The 14,895-nt window shown below is 65.9% G+C and carries 12 protein-coding genes and 1 rRNA gene; 2 read left to right on the top strand and 11 right to left on the bottom strand.

Annotated features, from left to right (window positions below; translation table 11 throughout):
- Positions 1 to 110, bottom strand: a 16S ribosomal RNA gene (locus AC1C2N_RS04825); the annotation flags it as partial.
- 572 nt (positions 111 to 682) lie between these two features.
- A complete protein-coding gene (tyrS, locus tag AC1C2N_RS04820; RefSeq protein ID WP_495433058.1) occupies positions 683 to 1,978 on the bottom strand; it encodes a tyrosine--tRNA ligase in 1,296 nt (431 codons plus the stop codon).
- A gap of 131 nt (positions 1,979 to 2,109) precedes the next feature.
- Here tyrS and AC1C2N_RS04815 point away from each other — a divergent pair, with 131 nt between their 5' ends.
- The gene (locus tag AC1C2N_RS04815; RefSeq protein WP_495433057.1) at positions 2,110 to 2,739 is read left to right on the top strand and encodes a DNA-binding protein; all 630 of its coding nucleotides are present in this window, start codon (positions 2,110 to 2,112) and stop codon (positions 2,737 to 2,739) included.
- On the top strand, positions 2,736 to 3,344 hold the full coding sequence (locus AC1C2N_RS04810) for a hypothetical protein (RefSeq protein ID WP_495433056.1): 609 nt from the start codon (positions 2,736 to 2,738) through the stop codon (positions 3,342 to 3,344). Before AC1C2N_RS04815 ends, AC1C2N_RS04810 begins: the two co-directional genes overlap by 4 nt.
- 34 nt (positions 3,345 to 3,378) lie before the next feature.
- Here AC1C2N_RS04810 and AC1C2N_RS04805 read toward each other — a convergent pair whose 3' ends face one another.
- The 9 genes from AC1C2N_RS04805 to AC1C2N_RS04765 all read right to left on the bottom strand — a co-directional run bounded on the left by AC1C2N_RS04805 (position 3,379) and on the right by AC1C2N_RS04765 (position 14,724).
- Positions 3,379 to 3,969, bottom strand: a complete 591-nt coding sequence (locus AC1C2N_RS04805; RefSeq protein ID WP_483405871.1) for a DNA-3-methyladenine glycosylase — start codon at positions 3,967 to 3,969, stop codon at positions 3,379 to 3,381.
- 2 nt (positions 3,970 to 3,971) lie between these two features.
- Positions 3,972 to 5,408 (bottom strand): argininosuccinate lyase, encoded by a 1,437-nt coding sequence (gene argH / locus AC1C2N_RS04800; protein ID WP_483405870.1) that lies wholly within the window; start codon positions 5,406 to 5,408, stop codon positions 3,972 to 3,974.
- Positions 5,409 to 5,412: 4 nt separating this feature from the next.
- Positions 5,413 to 6,612: an argininosuccinate synthase gene (locus AC1C2N_RS04795; RefSeq protein ID WP_108962794.1), complete on the bottom strand. Its 1,200-nt coding sequence runs from the start codon at positions 6,610 to 6,612 to the stop codon at positions 5,413 to 5,415.
- A gap of 72 nt (positions 6,613 to 6,684) precedes the next feature.
- Entirely contained in the window at positions 6,685 to 7,608 is a 924-nt protein-coding gene (gene argF / locus AC1C2N_RS04790; RefSeq protein ID WP_483405869.1) for an ornithine carbamoyltransferase, read from the bottom strand.
- Complete coding sequence (locus AC1C2N_RS04785; RefSeq protein ID WP_495433055.1) at positions 7,605 to 8,840, bottom strand: acetylornithine transaminase; 1,236 nt, start codon at positions 8,838 to 8,840, stop codon at positions 7,605 to 7,607. The genes argF and AC1C2N_RS04785 overlap by 4 nt, the downstream gene beginning before the upstream one ends.
- Positions 8,837 to 9,763: an acetylglutamate kinase gene (gene argB, locus AC1C2N_RS04780; RefSeq protein WP_483405867.1), complete on the bottom strand. Its 927-nt coding sequence runs from the start codon at positions 9,761 to 9,763 to the stop codon at positions 8,837 to 8,839. Before argB ends, AC1C2N_RS04785 begins: the two co-directional genes overlap by 4 nt.
- Positions 9,764 to 9,765: 2 nt before the next feature.
- On the bottom strand, positions 9,766 to 10,917 hold the full coding sequence (gene argJ, locus AC1C2N_RS04775) for a bifunctional glutamate N-acetyltransferase/amino-acid acetyltransferase ArgJ (RefSeq protein WP_483405866.1): 1,152 nt from the start codon (positions 10,915 to 10,917) through the stop codon (positions 9,766 to 9,768).
- On the bottom strand, positions 10,914 to 11,969 hold the full coding sequence (gene argC / locus AC1C2N_RS04770; RefSeq protein ID WP_483405865.1) for an N-acetyl-gamma-glutamyl-phosphate reductase: 1,056 nt from the start codon (positions 11,967 to 11,969) through the stop codon (positions 10,914 to 10,916). Before argC ends, argJ begins: the two co-directional genes overlap by 4 nt.
- Before the next feature lie 232 nt (positions 11,970 to 12,201).
- Positions 12,202 to 14,724 (bottom strand): DEAD/DEAH box helicase, encoded by a 2,523-nt coding sequence (locus tag AC1C2N_RS04765; RefSeq protein ID WP_495433054.1) that lies wholly within the window; start codon positions 14,722 to 14,724, stop codon positions 12,202 to 12,204.
- Positions 14,725 to 14,895: the final 171 nt, after the last annotated feature.

Genomic DNA, 14,895 nt, shown 5'->3' with positions numbered 1-14,895 from the left:
TCACCCGTTCGCCACTAATCACCAGAGCAAGCTCTGGATCATCGTTCGACTTGCATGTGTTAAGCACGCCGCCAGCGTTCGTCCTGAGCCAGGATCAAACTCTCCGTAAATGTTTAATTGCCAGGCACCCGAAGGTGCCGGCACATTGTTTGCGACATCCCACCGGAATAGGTGAAAACGTCGCGAGTTTGAAACTGACAGAACAAATCATTACTGACTTGCTTTGTTGTTTAAATGTTTTCCAAAGGAATCCGTAACCCAACCAGAAAAGGTCGAGTCAACGGGTATTTGGCATTTGACATTGTGCACGCTGTTGAGTTCTCAAGGATCGGATGCTCCCGCTTTTCACCCTTCCGGGCTGCTCCGCAGGGCAACTTCTCTACCCTAGCACCAGTTATTTGCCATCCTGACCACGCTCTTTCCGAACCGAAGTTCGTTCAGACTCGTATCGAGTTGGACCCTGGTGGAGGGTCATCTTCAGACGCCGATCGACCCGAATAATCGAGTGTCTTCGTATCTGAAGAAGTTCGTCCCGCATGAGGCCGACGAGCTAAGCTCAGCCGCACCTTTGGGGTGACAAGTAAGTACTTTACGTTCAGTGCGGCCAGCTCGCAACTCGCCGGTGCAGGTCGGGCGTGTCGCCCGGGGCGACCCCCGCGGACACCCCGACCGGGGCGCTCGACTACGCCGTAAACACGCCAGCGAGAGTCTTCTTGCCCCTCCGGAGAACCGCCACTCCCCCGGCCAGGGTGTCGTCGAGAACGGCAGACTCATCGGTGACCTTGGCGTTGTTGAGGTACACACCACCCTGCGCAATCGCACGGCGTGCCTCGCCGATGCTCGAGGTGAGCTTGGTGTCAACGAGGAGCTGGGTCAGCGGAACCCCGAGCGCAGCGGTCACATTCGGGAGTTCGGAAAGCGCTGAGGCGAGCGTTGCGGCGTCGAGACCCGTCAGTTCGCCCTGGCCGAAGAGGGCTGCGGACGCGGCGATCGCGGCATCCGTTGCGTCGACACCGTGAACGAGAGAGGTGACCTCGTACGCGAGTCGCTTCTGTGCTTCCCGACGGAACGGCTCGGAAGCGACAGCTTCTTCGAGTCGCTCGATCTCTTCGCGAGTGAGGAAGGTGAACACCTTGAGCCGCGCGATGACGTCGGCGTCGTCGGAATTGACCCAGAACTGGTAGAAGGCGTACGGACTCGTCATCTCGGGGTCGAGCCAGACGGCGTTGCCCTCGCTCTTGCCGAACTTCGTGCCGTCCGAGTTGGTGATGAGCGGGGTGCCGATGGCGTGCGCGCTCTTCCCCTCGGCCTTGTGGATGAGGTCGGTTCCGCTCGTGAGGTTTCCCCACTGGTCGCTGCCACCGGTCTGCAGCACACAGCCGTAGCTGCGGAACAGCTCGAGGAAGTCCATGCCCTGCAGGATCTGGTAGCTGAACTCGGTGTAGCTGATGCCCGCGTCGGAGTTGAGGCGTGCGCTGACGGCATCCTTCTTGAGCATTGTTCCAACCCGGAAGTACTTGCCGACGTCGCGGAGGAAGTCGATGGCGGAGAGCGGCGCCGTCCAGTCGAGGTTGTTCACCATGCGTGCGGCATTGTCACCGTCGAAACTCAGGAACCGGGAGACCTGGCCCTGCAGTCGCTCCACCCAGTCGGCAACAGTCTCGCGGGTATTGAGCGTGCGTTCGGCCGTCGGGCGTGGGTCGCCGATGAGCCCGGTCGATCCGCCGACGAGGCCGAGCGGCTTGTGGCCGGCGAGCTGGATGCGGCGCATGACCAGGAGCTGGACCAGGTTGCCGAGGTGCAGGCTCGGTGCCGTCGGGTCGAACCCGCAGTAGTAGGTGATCGGCGCGCCGGAGAGGAGCTCTTTCAGCTCACCCGCATCGGTCGACACGTGCACGAGTCCTCGCCAGACGAGTTCCTCCCAGATGTCGTCGAAGGTGGAATCATTCGTTTGGCTTGAGAGTAGTGACGTGGACACGACTCACACGATACCAGCGCACGTGTGCCCGACCGCGGCGGATGTGAGGCTGAGACCTCACCCTTGACATGGTTTAGGTTATTTCCTAATATTATTGGAGTTATGCTTGTGGGCTAAACCCGAGGAGTGCCATGTTCGTTCTCACCGCCGACCAGGTCGACAGCCGCAACACCGCAGACAAGGTCGCTGACACGCTTGCCGCTCTCAACTCCGAGTACGGCGATCGGCTACTCCTCCCTGCCGACCGAACGGCTGGCGATGAGTTGCAGCTCCTCGTCGACGATGCCGAGCTCGTCCTCTCCCTCGTCCTCGCGCTGACCCGTGACGGCGCCTGGAGTGTTGGCGTCGGGGTGGGTTCCGTCCGCCAGCCGCTCCCCGCCGATACCCGCGAAGCGACGGGCGAGGCCTTTTATGCGGCGCGGGATGCCGTCACGCGCGCAAAGAAGCAGCCGACCCGTTTCGCGCTCACCCTGGCCAGTGAAGAGAACGAGGACTCCCCCGCTCTTCGTGGCAGCGACGTTGAGGCGCTCGTGACGCTGCTGCTGCACCTGCGGGACCGTCGCACCGACGGGGGCTGGGAGTTGTACGACCTCCTGTCGAGCGGACTGACCCAGTCGGAGTCGGCCGACAGGCTCGGGATCACGCCGGGAGCCGCGAGCCTCCGTGCCCGGGCCGCGGGAATCCGTGTCGAACGGGCAGCGTCCGAGGCACTTGTTAGGCTACTCGACACCATCAACCCCAGCGAGGAGACCGAGGCATGACCCCGATCGTCGGCACGGTTCCCGGCACCATCTACTGGGTGCTCGTCCTCCTGCTCGCCGCGGCCTGTCTCGGTGTGATTTTGCTCGCGCAGTGGCGCCAGCGACCACGGTGGATCATCATCGCCGCCGTGATCCTCGCGGTCGACGTCATCCTTCTCGCGATCCCGTCGCCCGTCGTTCCGCTCGGCGTGCTTATCGCGCTCGGCGTGCTTTCCGTCGCGATCGCCGTGCTCGGGGGCGGCACCGCCACGAGCTATGTGCTCAAGCTCGCAACCCGCGGTCTCGTCCGGCCCGGACTATTCGGCGGCATCCTCGTCACCGAGCCCGATCGCACCGGCCGCGGAGCCGCGCGCGCGTCAGCCGGCGCCCAGCACGAGGTGCTGCGCGGCGGGCGCACGATCGGCTACCTCGAGCGGTTCGCCGTTGCGGCCACACTCATGGCCGGATTCCCCGAGGCCATCGCGATCATCGTTGCGATCAAGGGTGTCGGCCGGTTCACCGAGCTCGAGGCCCCCGAGGCCCGTGAGCGGTTCATCATCGGCACGTTCGCGAGCCTGATCTGGGCGTCGTCGAGTGCGGCGCTGTTCTACCTGGCGCTCAGCTGATCCGCTGCCGGTTGGCAGCGACCTGCGCCAGCGCTCAGGCCTTCGGATGCCGCTTGTAGGGTGACACGCTCGACTCACCGGGGATCCAGAACCGCCAGGGCAGGTCGGCACCGCCAGCGACACCGGTTCGGGGACCCGTCTCGTACGCGGCGGGCTCGCCCGCTGGTTCGAGCGAGAATGGCGGGGCAAACAGGTCGCTCCCGTTCTCAGCCAGGCTGATGCCGAGGGCGACGACGAGCCGCGCCGGCCCCTGCGCCAGGTCGCGGTCGCTCTTCGAGGTTGTCCGCCGGAACCGCGCCAGCTCGATACCCTCGACGATCTCGCCCGCACGGATCAGACACGCGGATGCTTCGCCCTCGGGTGAGCAGACCACGTTGGCGCACACGTGCATCCCGTAGGTGAAGTAGCAGTACAGGTGCCCCGGCTCACCGAACATGCTCGCGTTCCGAGCCGTCTTACCGCGGAACGCGTGCGAACCCGGGTCCACGCCCTGCCCGATATACGCCTCCACCTCGGTGATGCGCACACCGACGGTGCCGGCATCCGTCGTATGACGAAGCACCGCACCCAGAAGGTGCGGTGCTACGTCAACGGACGGGCGCTCGAAGAACGCGCGGTCGAACATTCTCAGGCGCGGAGTGCCTGCGACAGAACACGGACACGCTCGACCAGCTGGTGGCGCTGCTCGGCCACCCGGTCGGGAGCGGTTCCGCCGACGCCGTTGCGTGACGCAATCGACCCCTGGACGGTGAGCACATCCCGAACCGCCGGCACGAGGTGCTCGGAGATTCCGGCGAGGTCCTCGTCAGAGGGCTCATGGAGCTCGAGTCCGCGCTTCTCGCAGAACTGCACGAGCTCACCCGAGATCTCGTGCGCATCGCGGAAGCTGACGCCCTGTCGAACAAGCCACTCGGCAACATCCGTCGCGAGCGAGAAGCCCTGCGGGGCAAGCTCGGCCATGCGCTCGGTGTTGAAACGCAGCGTCGCAACCATGCCGGTGAAGGCGGGCAGCAGGACCTCGAGCTGTTCCACAGTGTCGAAGACCGGCTCCTTGTCTTCCTGAATGTCGCGGTTGTACGCGAGAGGAAGTCCCTTGAACGTCGCCAGCAGCCCGGTGAGGTTGCCGATGAGCCGACCCGATTTGCCGCGAGCGAGTTCGGCGATGTCCGGGTTCTTCTTCTGCGGCATGATGCTCGAGCCCGTCGAGTAGCCATCGTCGAGGGTGACGAGGTTGAACTCGCGTGTGTTCCACACGATGATGTCCTCGGCGAAACGCGACAGGTTGATACCGATGAGCGATGCGATGAAGGCGAATTCCGCGACAACGTCACGGCTCGCCGTCGCATCGAGCGAGTTCTCGGTCGGGCGGTCGAGGCCCAGTTCGGATGCCACGAGCTGCGGATCGAGGCCAAGCGAGCTTCCCGCAAGCGCACCGGATCCGTACGGCGACGCCGAGGCCCGCTTGGTCCAGTCGGCGAGGCGCTCGAGGTCACGCACGAGCGGCCAGGCGTGGGCGAGCAGGTGGTGCGCGAGCAGCACCGGCTGAGCGTGCTGGAGGTGCGTGCGTCCGGGCATCGGGGCGTCGGCGTGCGCCTCGGCCTGTGAGGCGATGGCATCGATCAGCTGGATGACGAGGTGCCCGATCACGCGCGAGTGGTTCAGCAGGTACAGCCGAACCAGGGTCGCGATCTGGTCGTTCCGGCTGCGACCGGCGCGAAGCTTGCCGCCCAGTTCAACACCGGCGCGGTCGATCAGACCGCGCTCGAGCGCGGAGTGCACGTCCTCGTCGGCTTCGTCAGCAGTGAACGCGCCGGAGGCGGCGTCCTCTTCGAGGCGATCGAGGGCATCCAGCATGGCAACAAGCTCGTCGTCGCTGAGGTAACCCGCCGCGGCGAGTGCCTTGGCGTGCGCCCGTGAACCGGCGATGTCATATGGTGCAAGCTGCCAGTCGAACTGCGTCGACTTGCTCAGGCGAGCCAGTTCGGGTGACGGCCCGCTGGCGAAGCGTCCGCCCCAGAGTGCACCGGCTTCACTTGCCCGGTTGGTGGAGTCGTCACCCGACACGGCGCTACTCCTGACCTGCGTCGCGCCGAGCCGAGATCTTGCTCGGCAGCGACCACAGCTCGATGAAGCCCTTCGCCATCGACTGGTCGAACGTGTCGCCCGTGTCGTAGGTGGCGAGGTTGAAGTCGTAGAGGCTCGAGTCGCTCCTGCGGCCGGTGACGACGGCAGAACCGGCGTGCAGCTTGAGGCGGATGTCGCCCGAAACGTGCTTCTGGGTCTCGTCGATGAAGACGTCGAGCGCCTTCTTGAGACCGGAGAACCAGAGTCCGTCGTACACGAGCTCTGCCCACTTCGACTCGACGGTGCGCTTGTAGCGTGCGAGGTCGCGCTCGATAGTCATGTTCTCGAGCTCTTCGTGTGCGGTGATGAGCGCGATGCCGGCTGGTGACTCGTAAACCTCGCGGCTCTTGATGCCGATGAGGCGGTCTTCGACGATGTCGATCCGGCCGACGCCCTGGTCACCGGCGAGGCGGTTCATGAGCTCGACGGCCTGGAGCGGCGTGATGGACTTGCCGTCGTAGGCAACGGGCACACCCTGGTCGAAGGTGATGACGACCTCGGTCGGCGCTCCGGCCTGAGCGGGGTCCTTCGTGTAGGTGTAGAGGTCTTCGATCGGCGGGTTCCACGGGTCTTCGAGGAAGCCGGTCTCAACGGCGCGACCCCAGACGTTCTGGTCGATCGAGTACGGGCTCTTCTTCGACTGCGCGATCGGCAGGTTGTGCTGCTCGGCGTAGACGATGGCCTTGTCGCGGGTCAGCGCGAGGTCGCGGACCGGAGCGATGCTCGTCAGGTCTGGCGCGAGTGCGGCGACGGCGGCTTCGAAGCGGACCTGGTCGTTGCCCTTGCCGGTGCACCCGTGTGCAACGCTGTTGGCGCCGAGCTCCTTGGCGGTGGATGCCAGGTACTTCGCGATGAGCGGACGGCTGAGAGCCGAGACCAGCGGGTAGCGCTTCTGGTACAGCGCGTTCGCCTTGAGTGCCGGCATCAGGTAGTCGCTGGCGAACTCCTCGCGCGCGTCGACGACGACCGACTCAACGGCGCCACAGTCGAGGGCGCGCTGGCGGATGACCTCCATGTCCTCGCCCTCTTGTCCGACGTCGATGGCGAGTGCCACGACCTCTTTACCTGTCGCATCCTTCAGCCATCCGATGCCGACCGAGGTGTCGAGACCGCCCGAGTATGCGAGTACGACGCGTTCCGCCATGAGATTCTCCTTGATTGCTTGTGGTTAAAAGTGTAGTGAAAGTGCCCGGATGGTCCGGGCTGGCCCTGTGGGTCAGGCGCGTTCGAGCAGCCAGACGAGCAGCGCCTTCTGGGCGTGCAGTCGGTTTTCTGCTTCGTCCCAGATAATCGACTGCGGTCCGTCGATGACATCGGCGGTGACCTCGAAGCCACGGTCAGCCGGGAGGCAGTGCATGAATACGGCGTCGCTCTTCGCGAGCGCCATCATCTCGGCGTCGACCCTGAACGGGTTAAGCACGGCAACCCGTGCCGCCTTCTCCTCTTCCTTGCCCATCGACACCCAGGTGTCGGTGATGAGGATGTCGGAACCGGATGCCGCCTCGCGGGCGTCGCCGAAGAGGGCGATCGATCCGCCGGTCGTCGCTGCGATGCGTGTGGCGTCGGCGACAACTGCTGGGTCCGGAGTGAACCCCTCCGGTGACGCAATCCGCACGTTCATCCCCGCCGTCGCACCCGCGAGCAGGTAGGAATGCGCCATGTTGCAGCCACCGTCACCGACGAAGGTGAGGGTGAGCCCCGCGAGGGTGCCCTTGTGCTCCTTGATCGTGAGCAGGTCGGCGAGCAACTGGCACGGGTGAAACTCATCACTCAACGCGTTGACGACGGGAACCGTCGTGCCGTTTGCCATCTCCTCGAGTCCGGCCTGGCCGAAGGTGCGCCAGACGATCGCTGCGACCTGGCGTTCGAGCACGCGCGCGGTGTCGGCAGCGGTCTCCTTTCCACCGAGCTGGCTCGACGCGGTGGAAATGATAAGCGGTGATCCGCCGAGGTCGGCGATGCCGACGGCGAACGAAACCCGGGTGCGGGTCGACGACTTGTCGAAGATCACCGCAACGGTCTGCGGACCCTCGAGGGGACGACGCGAGAACCTGTCGCGCTTCATCTCGATCGCGAGATCGAGGATCTCGGCTTGCTCAGCGGGGCTGAGGTCGTCGTCGCGGAGGAAGTGCCGGGTCATGTCGTGCCTGCAATCGGTGTTGTGGTGGGCGAAGGTGTGCCGTCGGCGATCGCTGTCGCGCGATCGAGTGCCGCACGGAAGCGTCGGTCGAACCCGGCGAGTTCGGCGTCGCCGACAATCAGCGGCGGTGCGAGCCGGATCGTTTGGGGGTTCGGCGCGTTGATGATGAGGCCCTCGGCAAGCGCCGCCGAGACGAGCGCCGGTGCGACGGGTTCGGTCAGCTCGATGCCGAGGAGCAGTCCGCGTCCCCGAACGCCGGCGATCAGCGGTGAGCCGATGGCCGCGATCAGCTCGCGCAGTTGCTCACCGCGCGCCCGGGCATTATCGACGAGGCCAGCGGTCTCGATCTCGCCGAGCACGGCGTTGGCTGCCGCGGTCGCGAGCGGGTTGCCGCTGAACGTCGAACCGTGCTGGCCCGGTGTGAAGAGGTCGGATGCCGCACCAAACGTCACGAGGGCGCCGATCGGCACTCCCCCGCCGATTCCTTTCGCGAGGGTCACGGCATCCGGAACGATGCCCTCCCGCTGGAACGCGAACCAGGACCCGGTGCGGCCGGCACCGGTCTGGATCTCGTCGACGATCAGCAACGCGCCGTGCCGGGTGGCGAGCTCACGGGCGCGGCCGAGGAACCCGGCCGGCAGCTCGCGCACGCCTGCCTCGCCCTGGATCGGTTCGACGATGATCGCGGCGACGGTGTCGTCGAAAGCGCTCTCGAGCGCCTCGAGCGTGGCATCGATGTGGGTGACACCGGGCACCATCGGCTCAAACGCCTCACGGATGGACGGCTTGCCCGTGAGCGCGAGCGCACCCATCGTGCGGCCGTGGAACGAGTTGTTGAGCGCGAGAATACGGGTGCGGCGGCCGTCGCCGTTGTTGAGCCGCGCGAGTTTGAACGCCGCCTCGTTGGCTTCTGCCCCTGAGTTTGCGAAGTAGAGCCGGCCGGCATCCCCCGCACCGGTCAGCCGCTTGAGCCGTGCGGCCAGTTCGAGCTGCGGTGCCGTGACGAAGTAGTTCGACACGTGGATGAGTGTTGCCGCCTGGGTGGCGATGGCCTCGACGAGCACCGGGTGGGCGTGGCCGAGCGCATTGACGGCGATCCCGCCGAGGAAGTCGAGGTATTCGCGACCGTCTTCGTCCCAGACCATGCATCCTGAACCGTGCGTGAGCAGTGCCTGAGGTTCGCCGAAGACGCGCATCATGTCGTGCGCGGCGACGAGGTGCCAGTCCTTCATGAGTCCTCCCCCACGATCTGTGTTCCGATGCCCTGCTGGGTGAATACCTCGAGCAGGATCGAATGCTCGAGCCTGCCATCGATGATCGCCGCGTTGCGCACTCCGCCGTCGACGGCCTCGAGACACGCGGCCATCTTCGGGATCATTCCCGATTCGAGCGCCGGCAGAAGATCGCGCAGCGCCGTGGTCGAGATGACCGACACGAGCGAATCACGATCGGGCCAGTCACTGTAGAGGCCTGCGACATCGGTGAGGATGAGGAACTTGTCGGCGTTCAGAGCCACAGCGAGAGCGGATGCCGCGGCGTCAGCGTTCACGTTGAGCACCTGGCCCGGCGCGTCGCCGTCGGGCGCGATCGATGAGATGACGGGGATGAGTCCGGCGTCGATGGCGTCGAGCACGGTCTGGGGCGCCACCGACACGACGTCGCCGACGAGACCGAGGTCGACGGTTTCGCCGTTCACGACCGCACCGCGGCGCGCTCCGGTGAAGAGCGTTGTTGCCGCTCCGGACTCGGTGCTGCTCGCCGCTTCGCCGCTCAGTCCGATCGAGAAGCTGCCATGCTCGTTGATGAGCTCGACGAGGTGCGCGTTGACGTCGTGGTTCAGGACGTCTCGAACAACGGTCATGGCCTCGGGCGTTGTCACACGGTAGCCGCCACGGAATTCGCTCTCGATGCCGAGCTCGGTGAGCCGTGCCGAAATCTGCGGTCCACCTCCGTGCACGACGACGGGCTTGAGGCCCGCGTGGCGGAGGAAGACCATGTCTTCGGCGAAGGCACGGGTGAGTTCAGGACTGACCATGGCGTTCCCGCCGAACTTCACGACGGCAATGGCACCGTGGTAGCGCTTGAGCCATGGCAGCGCTTCAATGAGCACCGCGGCTTTCGCTATGGCGTCTGTGGTAGCTGCTGTATCCGTCATCATCAACTCGAGTACGCGCTGTTCTCGTGCACGTAGTCGTGCGTGAGGTCGTTGGTCAGGATGGTGGCCGACTCGGTGCCCTCTTTGAGATCGATGACGACCGAGACCGCACGGCCGGTGAGGTCCACGTCCTCGCGCGGGGCGTCCGGCGCCCCGGCATGACAGACCCGAACACCGTTCATCGAGACGTCAACGGCGTATGGGTCGAACACGGCCTGGGTGGTTCCGATCGCGGCGAGCACCCGGCCCCAGTTGGGGTCGTTGCCGAAGACGGCGGCCTTGAAGAGGTTGTTCCGTGCGACGGAGCGGCCGACCTCGACGGCGTCGTCTTCGCTCACAGCCCCGTTGACCTCGATGGTGATGTCGTGGCTCGCGCCCTCAGCATCGCCCTGGAGCTGGCGGGCCAGGTCGAGGCAGATCTCGCGGACGGCAGCGGCGAACGAATCGGCGTCGGGTGAGACCCCGGATGCTCCCGACGCGAGGAGAGTGACCTGGTCGTTCGTCGACATACAGCCGTCCGAGTCGAGGCGGTCGAAGCTGACCCTGGTGGCCGCCCGCAGCGCGCGGTCGAGCTGGTCGCTGGCGAGATCGGCGTCGGTTGTGAGCACGACGAGCATGGTGGCGAGCCCTGGCGCGAGCATCCCTGCGCCCTTCGCCATTCCGCCGATCACCCAGCCGTCGCCCTCGACAACCGCCGTCTTCGCGTGGCTGTCGGTGGTGAGGATCGCCTCGGCGGCGTCGGTTCCGCCGTCGGTGCTGAGCGCGGCTGCAGCCGTTGCGACGCCGGGCAGGAGCTTGTCACGATCGAGCTGCACGCCGATGAGGCCGGTCGAGCAGACGAGGACGTCGCCGGCTGAGACCTCGAGTGCGGATGCCACGGCCTCGGCTGTGGCGTGGGTGGTCTGAAAGCCCTCGGGGCCGGTAAAGCAGTTCGCGCCGCCCGAGTTGAGCACGATCGCGTTGACCGTTCCGTCGTCAATGACCTGCTTCGACCAGAGGATCGGGTTGGCCTGCGCACGGTTGCTCGTGAACACGGCGGCGGACGCATGGCGGGGTCCGCGGTTGACGACGAGCGCGAGGTCCTTGCCGCCCGAGTCCTTGAGGCCGATTGCGATCCCTGACGCTTCGAATCCCTGTGCTGCGGTGACGGTCACGGTGCTACTCCGTTCAGAGGAAGCCCAGTTGCTTCGTCGAGTCCCAGCGCGATATTCGCTGACTGGATGGCGGCACCAGCGGTGCCCTTGGCGAGGTTGTCGACGGCGGTCACGACGACGACACGGCCGGCCGCTTCGTCGACGGCGAGCCCCATCAGCATGGTGTTCGCGCCGATCACATCGGCGGTCCGGGGGAACTCCCCCTCCGGCAGGAGCTGCACGAAGATCTCGGAACCGTAGGCGTCCTGCCAGGCCGCACGGACCGCATCCGCGCTGGTTCCCGGCACGATGCGGGCGGTGCTGGTCGCGAGGATGCCGCGCGACATCGGCACGAGGACCGGCGTGAACGAGACGCTCACGTCGGTGGCGCCCGCCGTGCGAAGGCTCTGCGCGATCTCGGGGATGTGCCGGTGGGTGCCGCCGACCGCGTATGGGTTGGCGGAGCCGAGGATTTCACTCGCGAGCAGGTTGGTCTTGAGCGCCTTGCCGGCACCGGACGGCCCGACCGCGAGTACCGAGACGATGTCGGTCGCCTCGATCACTCCGGCGAGGATGCCTGGCACGAGCGAGAGGGCGACGGTGCTCGCGTTGCAGCCGGGGGCCGCGATCCGCCGTGCGCCGACGAGGTTGTCGCGCTGCTTGATCGAGCCCGTCGGGGTGCTGAGCTGAAGCTCCGGCACGCCGTACTGCCAGGCGCCGAAGTAGTCGCCGCCGTAGAACTGTGCCCAGTCGGCCTCACTGGTGAGGCGGTGGTCGGCACCGCAGTCGATGACGAGCGTGTCGGGGTCGAGCTGGGCGGTGACCTCACCGGACTTGCCGTGCGGCAGCGCGAGGAAGACAACATCGTGCCCGGCGAGGTTCTCCGGGGTGGTGTCGGTCAGGGTCAGGTGCGCGAGCGACCGCAGGTGCGGTTGCACGGATGCCAGTGGCTGGCCCGCATTGGAATGCGCGGTGACGGTGCGGATGTCGAAGTCGGGGTGGGCCGCGAGCAATCGCAGCAACTCGCCCCCTGCGTACCCGGATGCTCCGGCTACGGCTACAGAGAAGGACATGGCTCTACCTTATTGAGGTGATGAACGATGGATGGTCGGCGGCGCCTCTCGGAACCGTGCCATGCACCGTTCGCCCAGCGTCGCCTATCGTCGCTCTGAGGTGTTACGGCGTCGACGAAGTGCGCTCGGGGCGAAGCCCTGGGCTGAAACACTGCTGTCGAAGATGGCCATTCCTCGACTTTAGCGGGTTCCGAGCGGCATCCGCCAATCGACGGCGTGCTCCGAACCGAACCTAGAGGGAATCCACCGCGGTGACGGTGACAACGGCGAACCCCTGCTCGTCGGACACAGCGAGGTCGACCGTCGCGCTGATCCCCCAGTCGTGGTCGCCGGCCGGGTCATCGAAGATTTGCCGGGCGGTCCAGACGGGCCCTGACTCATCGAGGATGAGGAGCTTCGAGCTGCGCGCGTCTGGTCCGGTGAGGATCTGGTCGTGCAGTTCGTAGTAGCCGTCGAGCGCGTTGGCCCAGCGGTCGGCGTCGAATCCGGATGCCGCGTCCAGCTCCCCGAGGGCGTCGTAGTCTTCCAGCGCGGCCAGTTGCACCCGGCGGAAGAGCTCGTTCCGCACGAGGATGCGGAACGCCCGAACGTTGGAGCTGAGGCGCTGCGGTGCTGGCGGAACAATCTCGCCCGCGTGCTCGGCGTGCTTCTCCGGGTCGGGGTGGGTGAGTTCTTCCCACTCGTCGAGCAAGCTCGAGTCGACCTGGCGCACGAGCTCGCCGAGCCACTCGATCAGGTCGAGCAGGTCTTCGTTCTTGGCCTCGTCGGGGATGGTCTGGCGGGCGGCGCGGTACGCGTCCGACAGGTAGCGCAGCACGACACCCTCGCTGCGGGCGAGCTTGTAGAACGCGATGAACTCACCGAACGACATCGCGCGCTCGTACATGTCGCGCACCACGGACTTCGGGCTGAGCTCGAAGTCACGGATCCACGGCTGGGAGGCGCTGTAGGTCTCGAAGGTGATCGTCAGCAGTTCGTTGAGCGGCTTCGGGTAGCTGACCTCCTCGAGCAGCTCCATCCGCTCGTCGTACTCGATGCCCTCTGACTTCATCGCGGCGACAGCCTCGCCCCGGGCGAGGAACTGCTGCTGGCTGAGCACGGCACGCGGGTTATCGAGGGTCGCCTCGACGATGGAGATCATGTCGAGTGCGTAGCTCGGGTCTTCGGGGTCGAGCAGCTCGAATGCGGCGAGCGCGAACGGCGACAACGGCTGGTTGAGCGCGAAGTTGGGCTGCAGGTCCACGGTGAGGCGAATCGTCCCGTCTGCCGACTGCTCGACGATGCCCGAGTCGCGGAGCGTGCGGTAGATGCCGAGGGCGCGTCGGGCGAGCTCGAGCTGGCGTTTGAACGGTTCGTGGTTGTCGAAGACGAGGTCGTGGACGTGCTGATAGACATCTCCCCCGCGGCCGATGACGTTGATGAGCATCGCCGAGGTGATCTGCATGCTCGACGTGAGCGTCTCCGGTTCAGCGGCGACGAGGCGCTGGAAGGACGGCTCTCCCCAGGAGACGAACCCGTCAGGCGCCTTCTTGCGGATGATCTTGCGCTTCTTCTTCGGGTCGTCGCCGGCCTTCTTGATGGCGTTGAGGTTCTCGGTCTCGTGCTCGGGCGCCTGCACGACGACGGTTCCGGCCGTGTCGTAGCCCGCACGCCCAGCCCGACCGGCGATCTGGTGGAACTCGCGGGCCTTGAGCTGGCGCATCTTCACGCCGTCGTACTTGGTCAGCGCGGTGAACAGCACGGTGCGAATGGGAACGTTGATGCCGACGCCGAGAGTGTCGGTGCCACAGATCACGCGCAGCATGCCCTGCTGCGCGAGCTGCTCGACGAGACGGCGGTACTTCGGCAGCATGCCCGCGTGGTGCACACCGATGCCGGCGCGAAGCAGCCGGGAGAGGGTCTTGCCGAAGCTGGTGGTGAACCGGAAGCCGCCGATCGCTTCGGCGATGGCATCCCGTTGCTCTCTCGTGGCGACCTTCATGCTCGACATCGACTGGGCGCGCTCCATCGCGGCGGCCTGCGAGAAGTGCACGACGTAGATCGGGGCCTGGCCCGTCGTCAGGAGCTCTTCGACGGTCTCGTGAATCGGCGTGGTCTCGTAGTAGAAATGCAGCGGTACCGGGCGCTCGACACCGGTGACGCGGGCGGTCTCCCGCCCGGTACGGCGGGTGAGGTCTTCGGCGATCTCCGTGACGTCGCCGAGGGTCGCCGAGAGCAGGATGAACTGGGCGCGCGGCAGTGACAGCAGCGGCACCTGCCACGCCCAGCCGCGGTCGGGGTCAGCGTAGAAGTGGAACTCGTCCATGACGATCTGGTCGACCTCGGTGTCTTCACCGTGGCGGAGGGCGAGGTTGGCGAGGATCTCTGCGGTGCAGCAGATGATCGGGGCGTCGGCGTTGACCGAGGAGTCGCCGGTCATCATGCCGACGTTCTCGGCGCCGAAGATCGCGACGAGGGAGAAGAACTTCTCGCTCACGAGCGCCTTGATCGGGGCCGTGTAGAAGCTGCGCTTGCCCGCGACGAGTGCCGCATAGTGCGCGCCGACCGCGACGAGCGACTTGCCGGTGCCGGTCGGGGTGCTGAGGATGAGGTTCTGGCCCGAGACGATCTCGATGATCGCTTCCTCCTGTGCCGGATACAAACGGATGCCGGTGGCCGTGACCCAGTCGCTGAATGCCTCATAGACGGCATCCGGATCGATCGCCTCGCCCTGTGTGGTCGAAAGGGCGCGCGGGTCGAGCAGGAGAGAAGTCATTGTTCTTCGATCATGCCCTACTCGGCTGGCAAGCCCGCGATCCGCGGTCGCTGTGCCCTTCGCGATCTCCGCGGTCGCCGTGGTCTCCGCGGTCGCCGTGGTCTCCGTGCCGAAAGCATCCGCTCCGGTCGAGAACATCAGTTCCGCCGGATGCTCTCGACCGGAAGTGGT

The organism is Mycetocola sp. Y791 (genome assembly GCF_059445325.1).
This window is presented reverse-complemented; position numbering and strand designations above follow the sequence as displayed.

Excerpts from the sequence above, each read along its gene's own strand:
- AC1C2N_RS04815 (WP_495433057.1), top strand. The coding sequence starts at position 2,110 with ATGTTCGTTCTCACCGCCGACCAGGTCGACAGCCGCAACACCGCAGAC.
- AC1C2N_RS04810 (WP_495433056.1), top strand. The coding sequence starts at position 2,736 with ATGACCCCGATCGTCGGCACGGTTCCCGGCACCATCTACTGGGTGCTC.
- AC1C2N_RS04805 (WP_483405871.1), bottom strand. The coding sequence starts at position 3,969 with ATGTTCGACCGCGCGTTCTTCGAGCGCCCGTCCGTTGACGTAGCACCG.
- AC1C2N_RS04795 (WP_108962794.1), bottom strand. The coding sequence starts at position 6,612 with ATGGCGGAACGCGTCGTACTCGCATACTCGGGCGGTCTCGACACCTCG.
- argF (WP_483405869.1), bottom strand. The coding sequence starts at position 7,608 with ATGACCCGGCACTTCCTCCGCGACGACGACCTCAGCCCCGCTGAGCAA.
- AC1C2N_RS04785 (WP_495433055.1), bottom strand. The coding sequence starts at position 8,840 with ATGAAGGACTGGCACCTCGTCGCCGCGCACGACATGATGCGCGTCTTC.
- argB (WP_483405867.1), bottom strand. The coding sequence starts at position 9,763 with ATGACGGATACAGCAGCTACCACAGACGCCATAGCGAAAGCCGCGGTG.
- argC (WP_483405865.1), bottom strand. The coding sequence starts at position 11,969 with ATGTCCTTCTCTGTAGCCGTAGCCGGAGCATCCGGGTACGCAGGGGGC.
- AC1C2N_RS04765 (WP_495433054.1), bottom strand. The coding sequence starts at position 14,724 with ATGACTTCTCTCCTGCTCGACCCGCGCGCCCTTTCGACCACACAGGGC.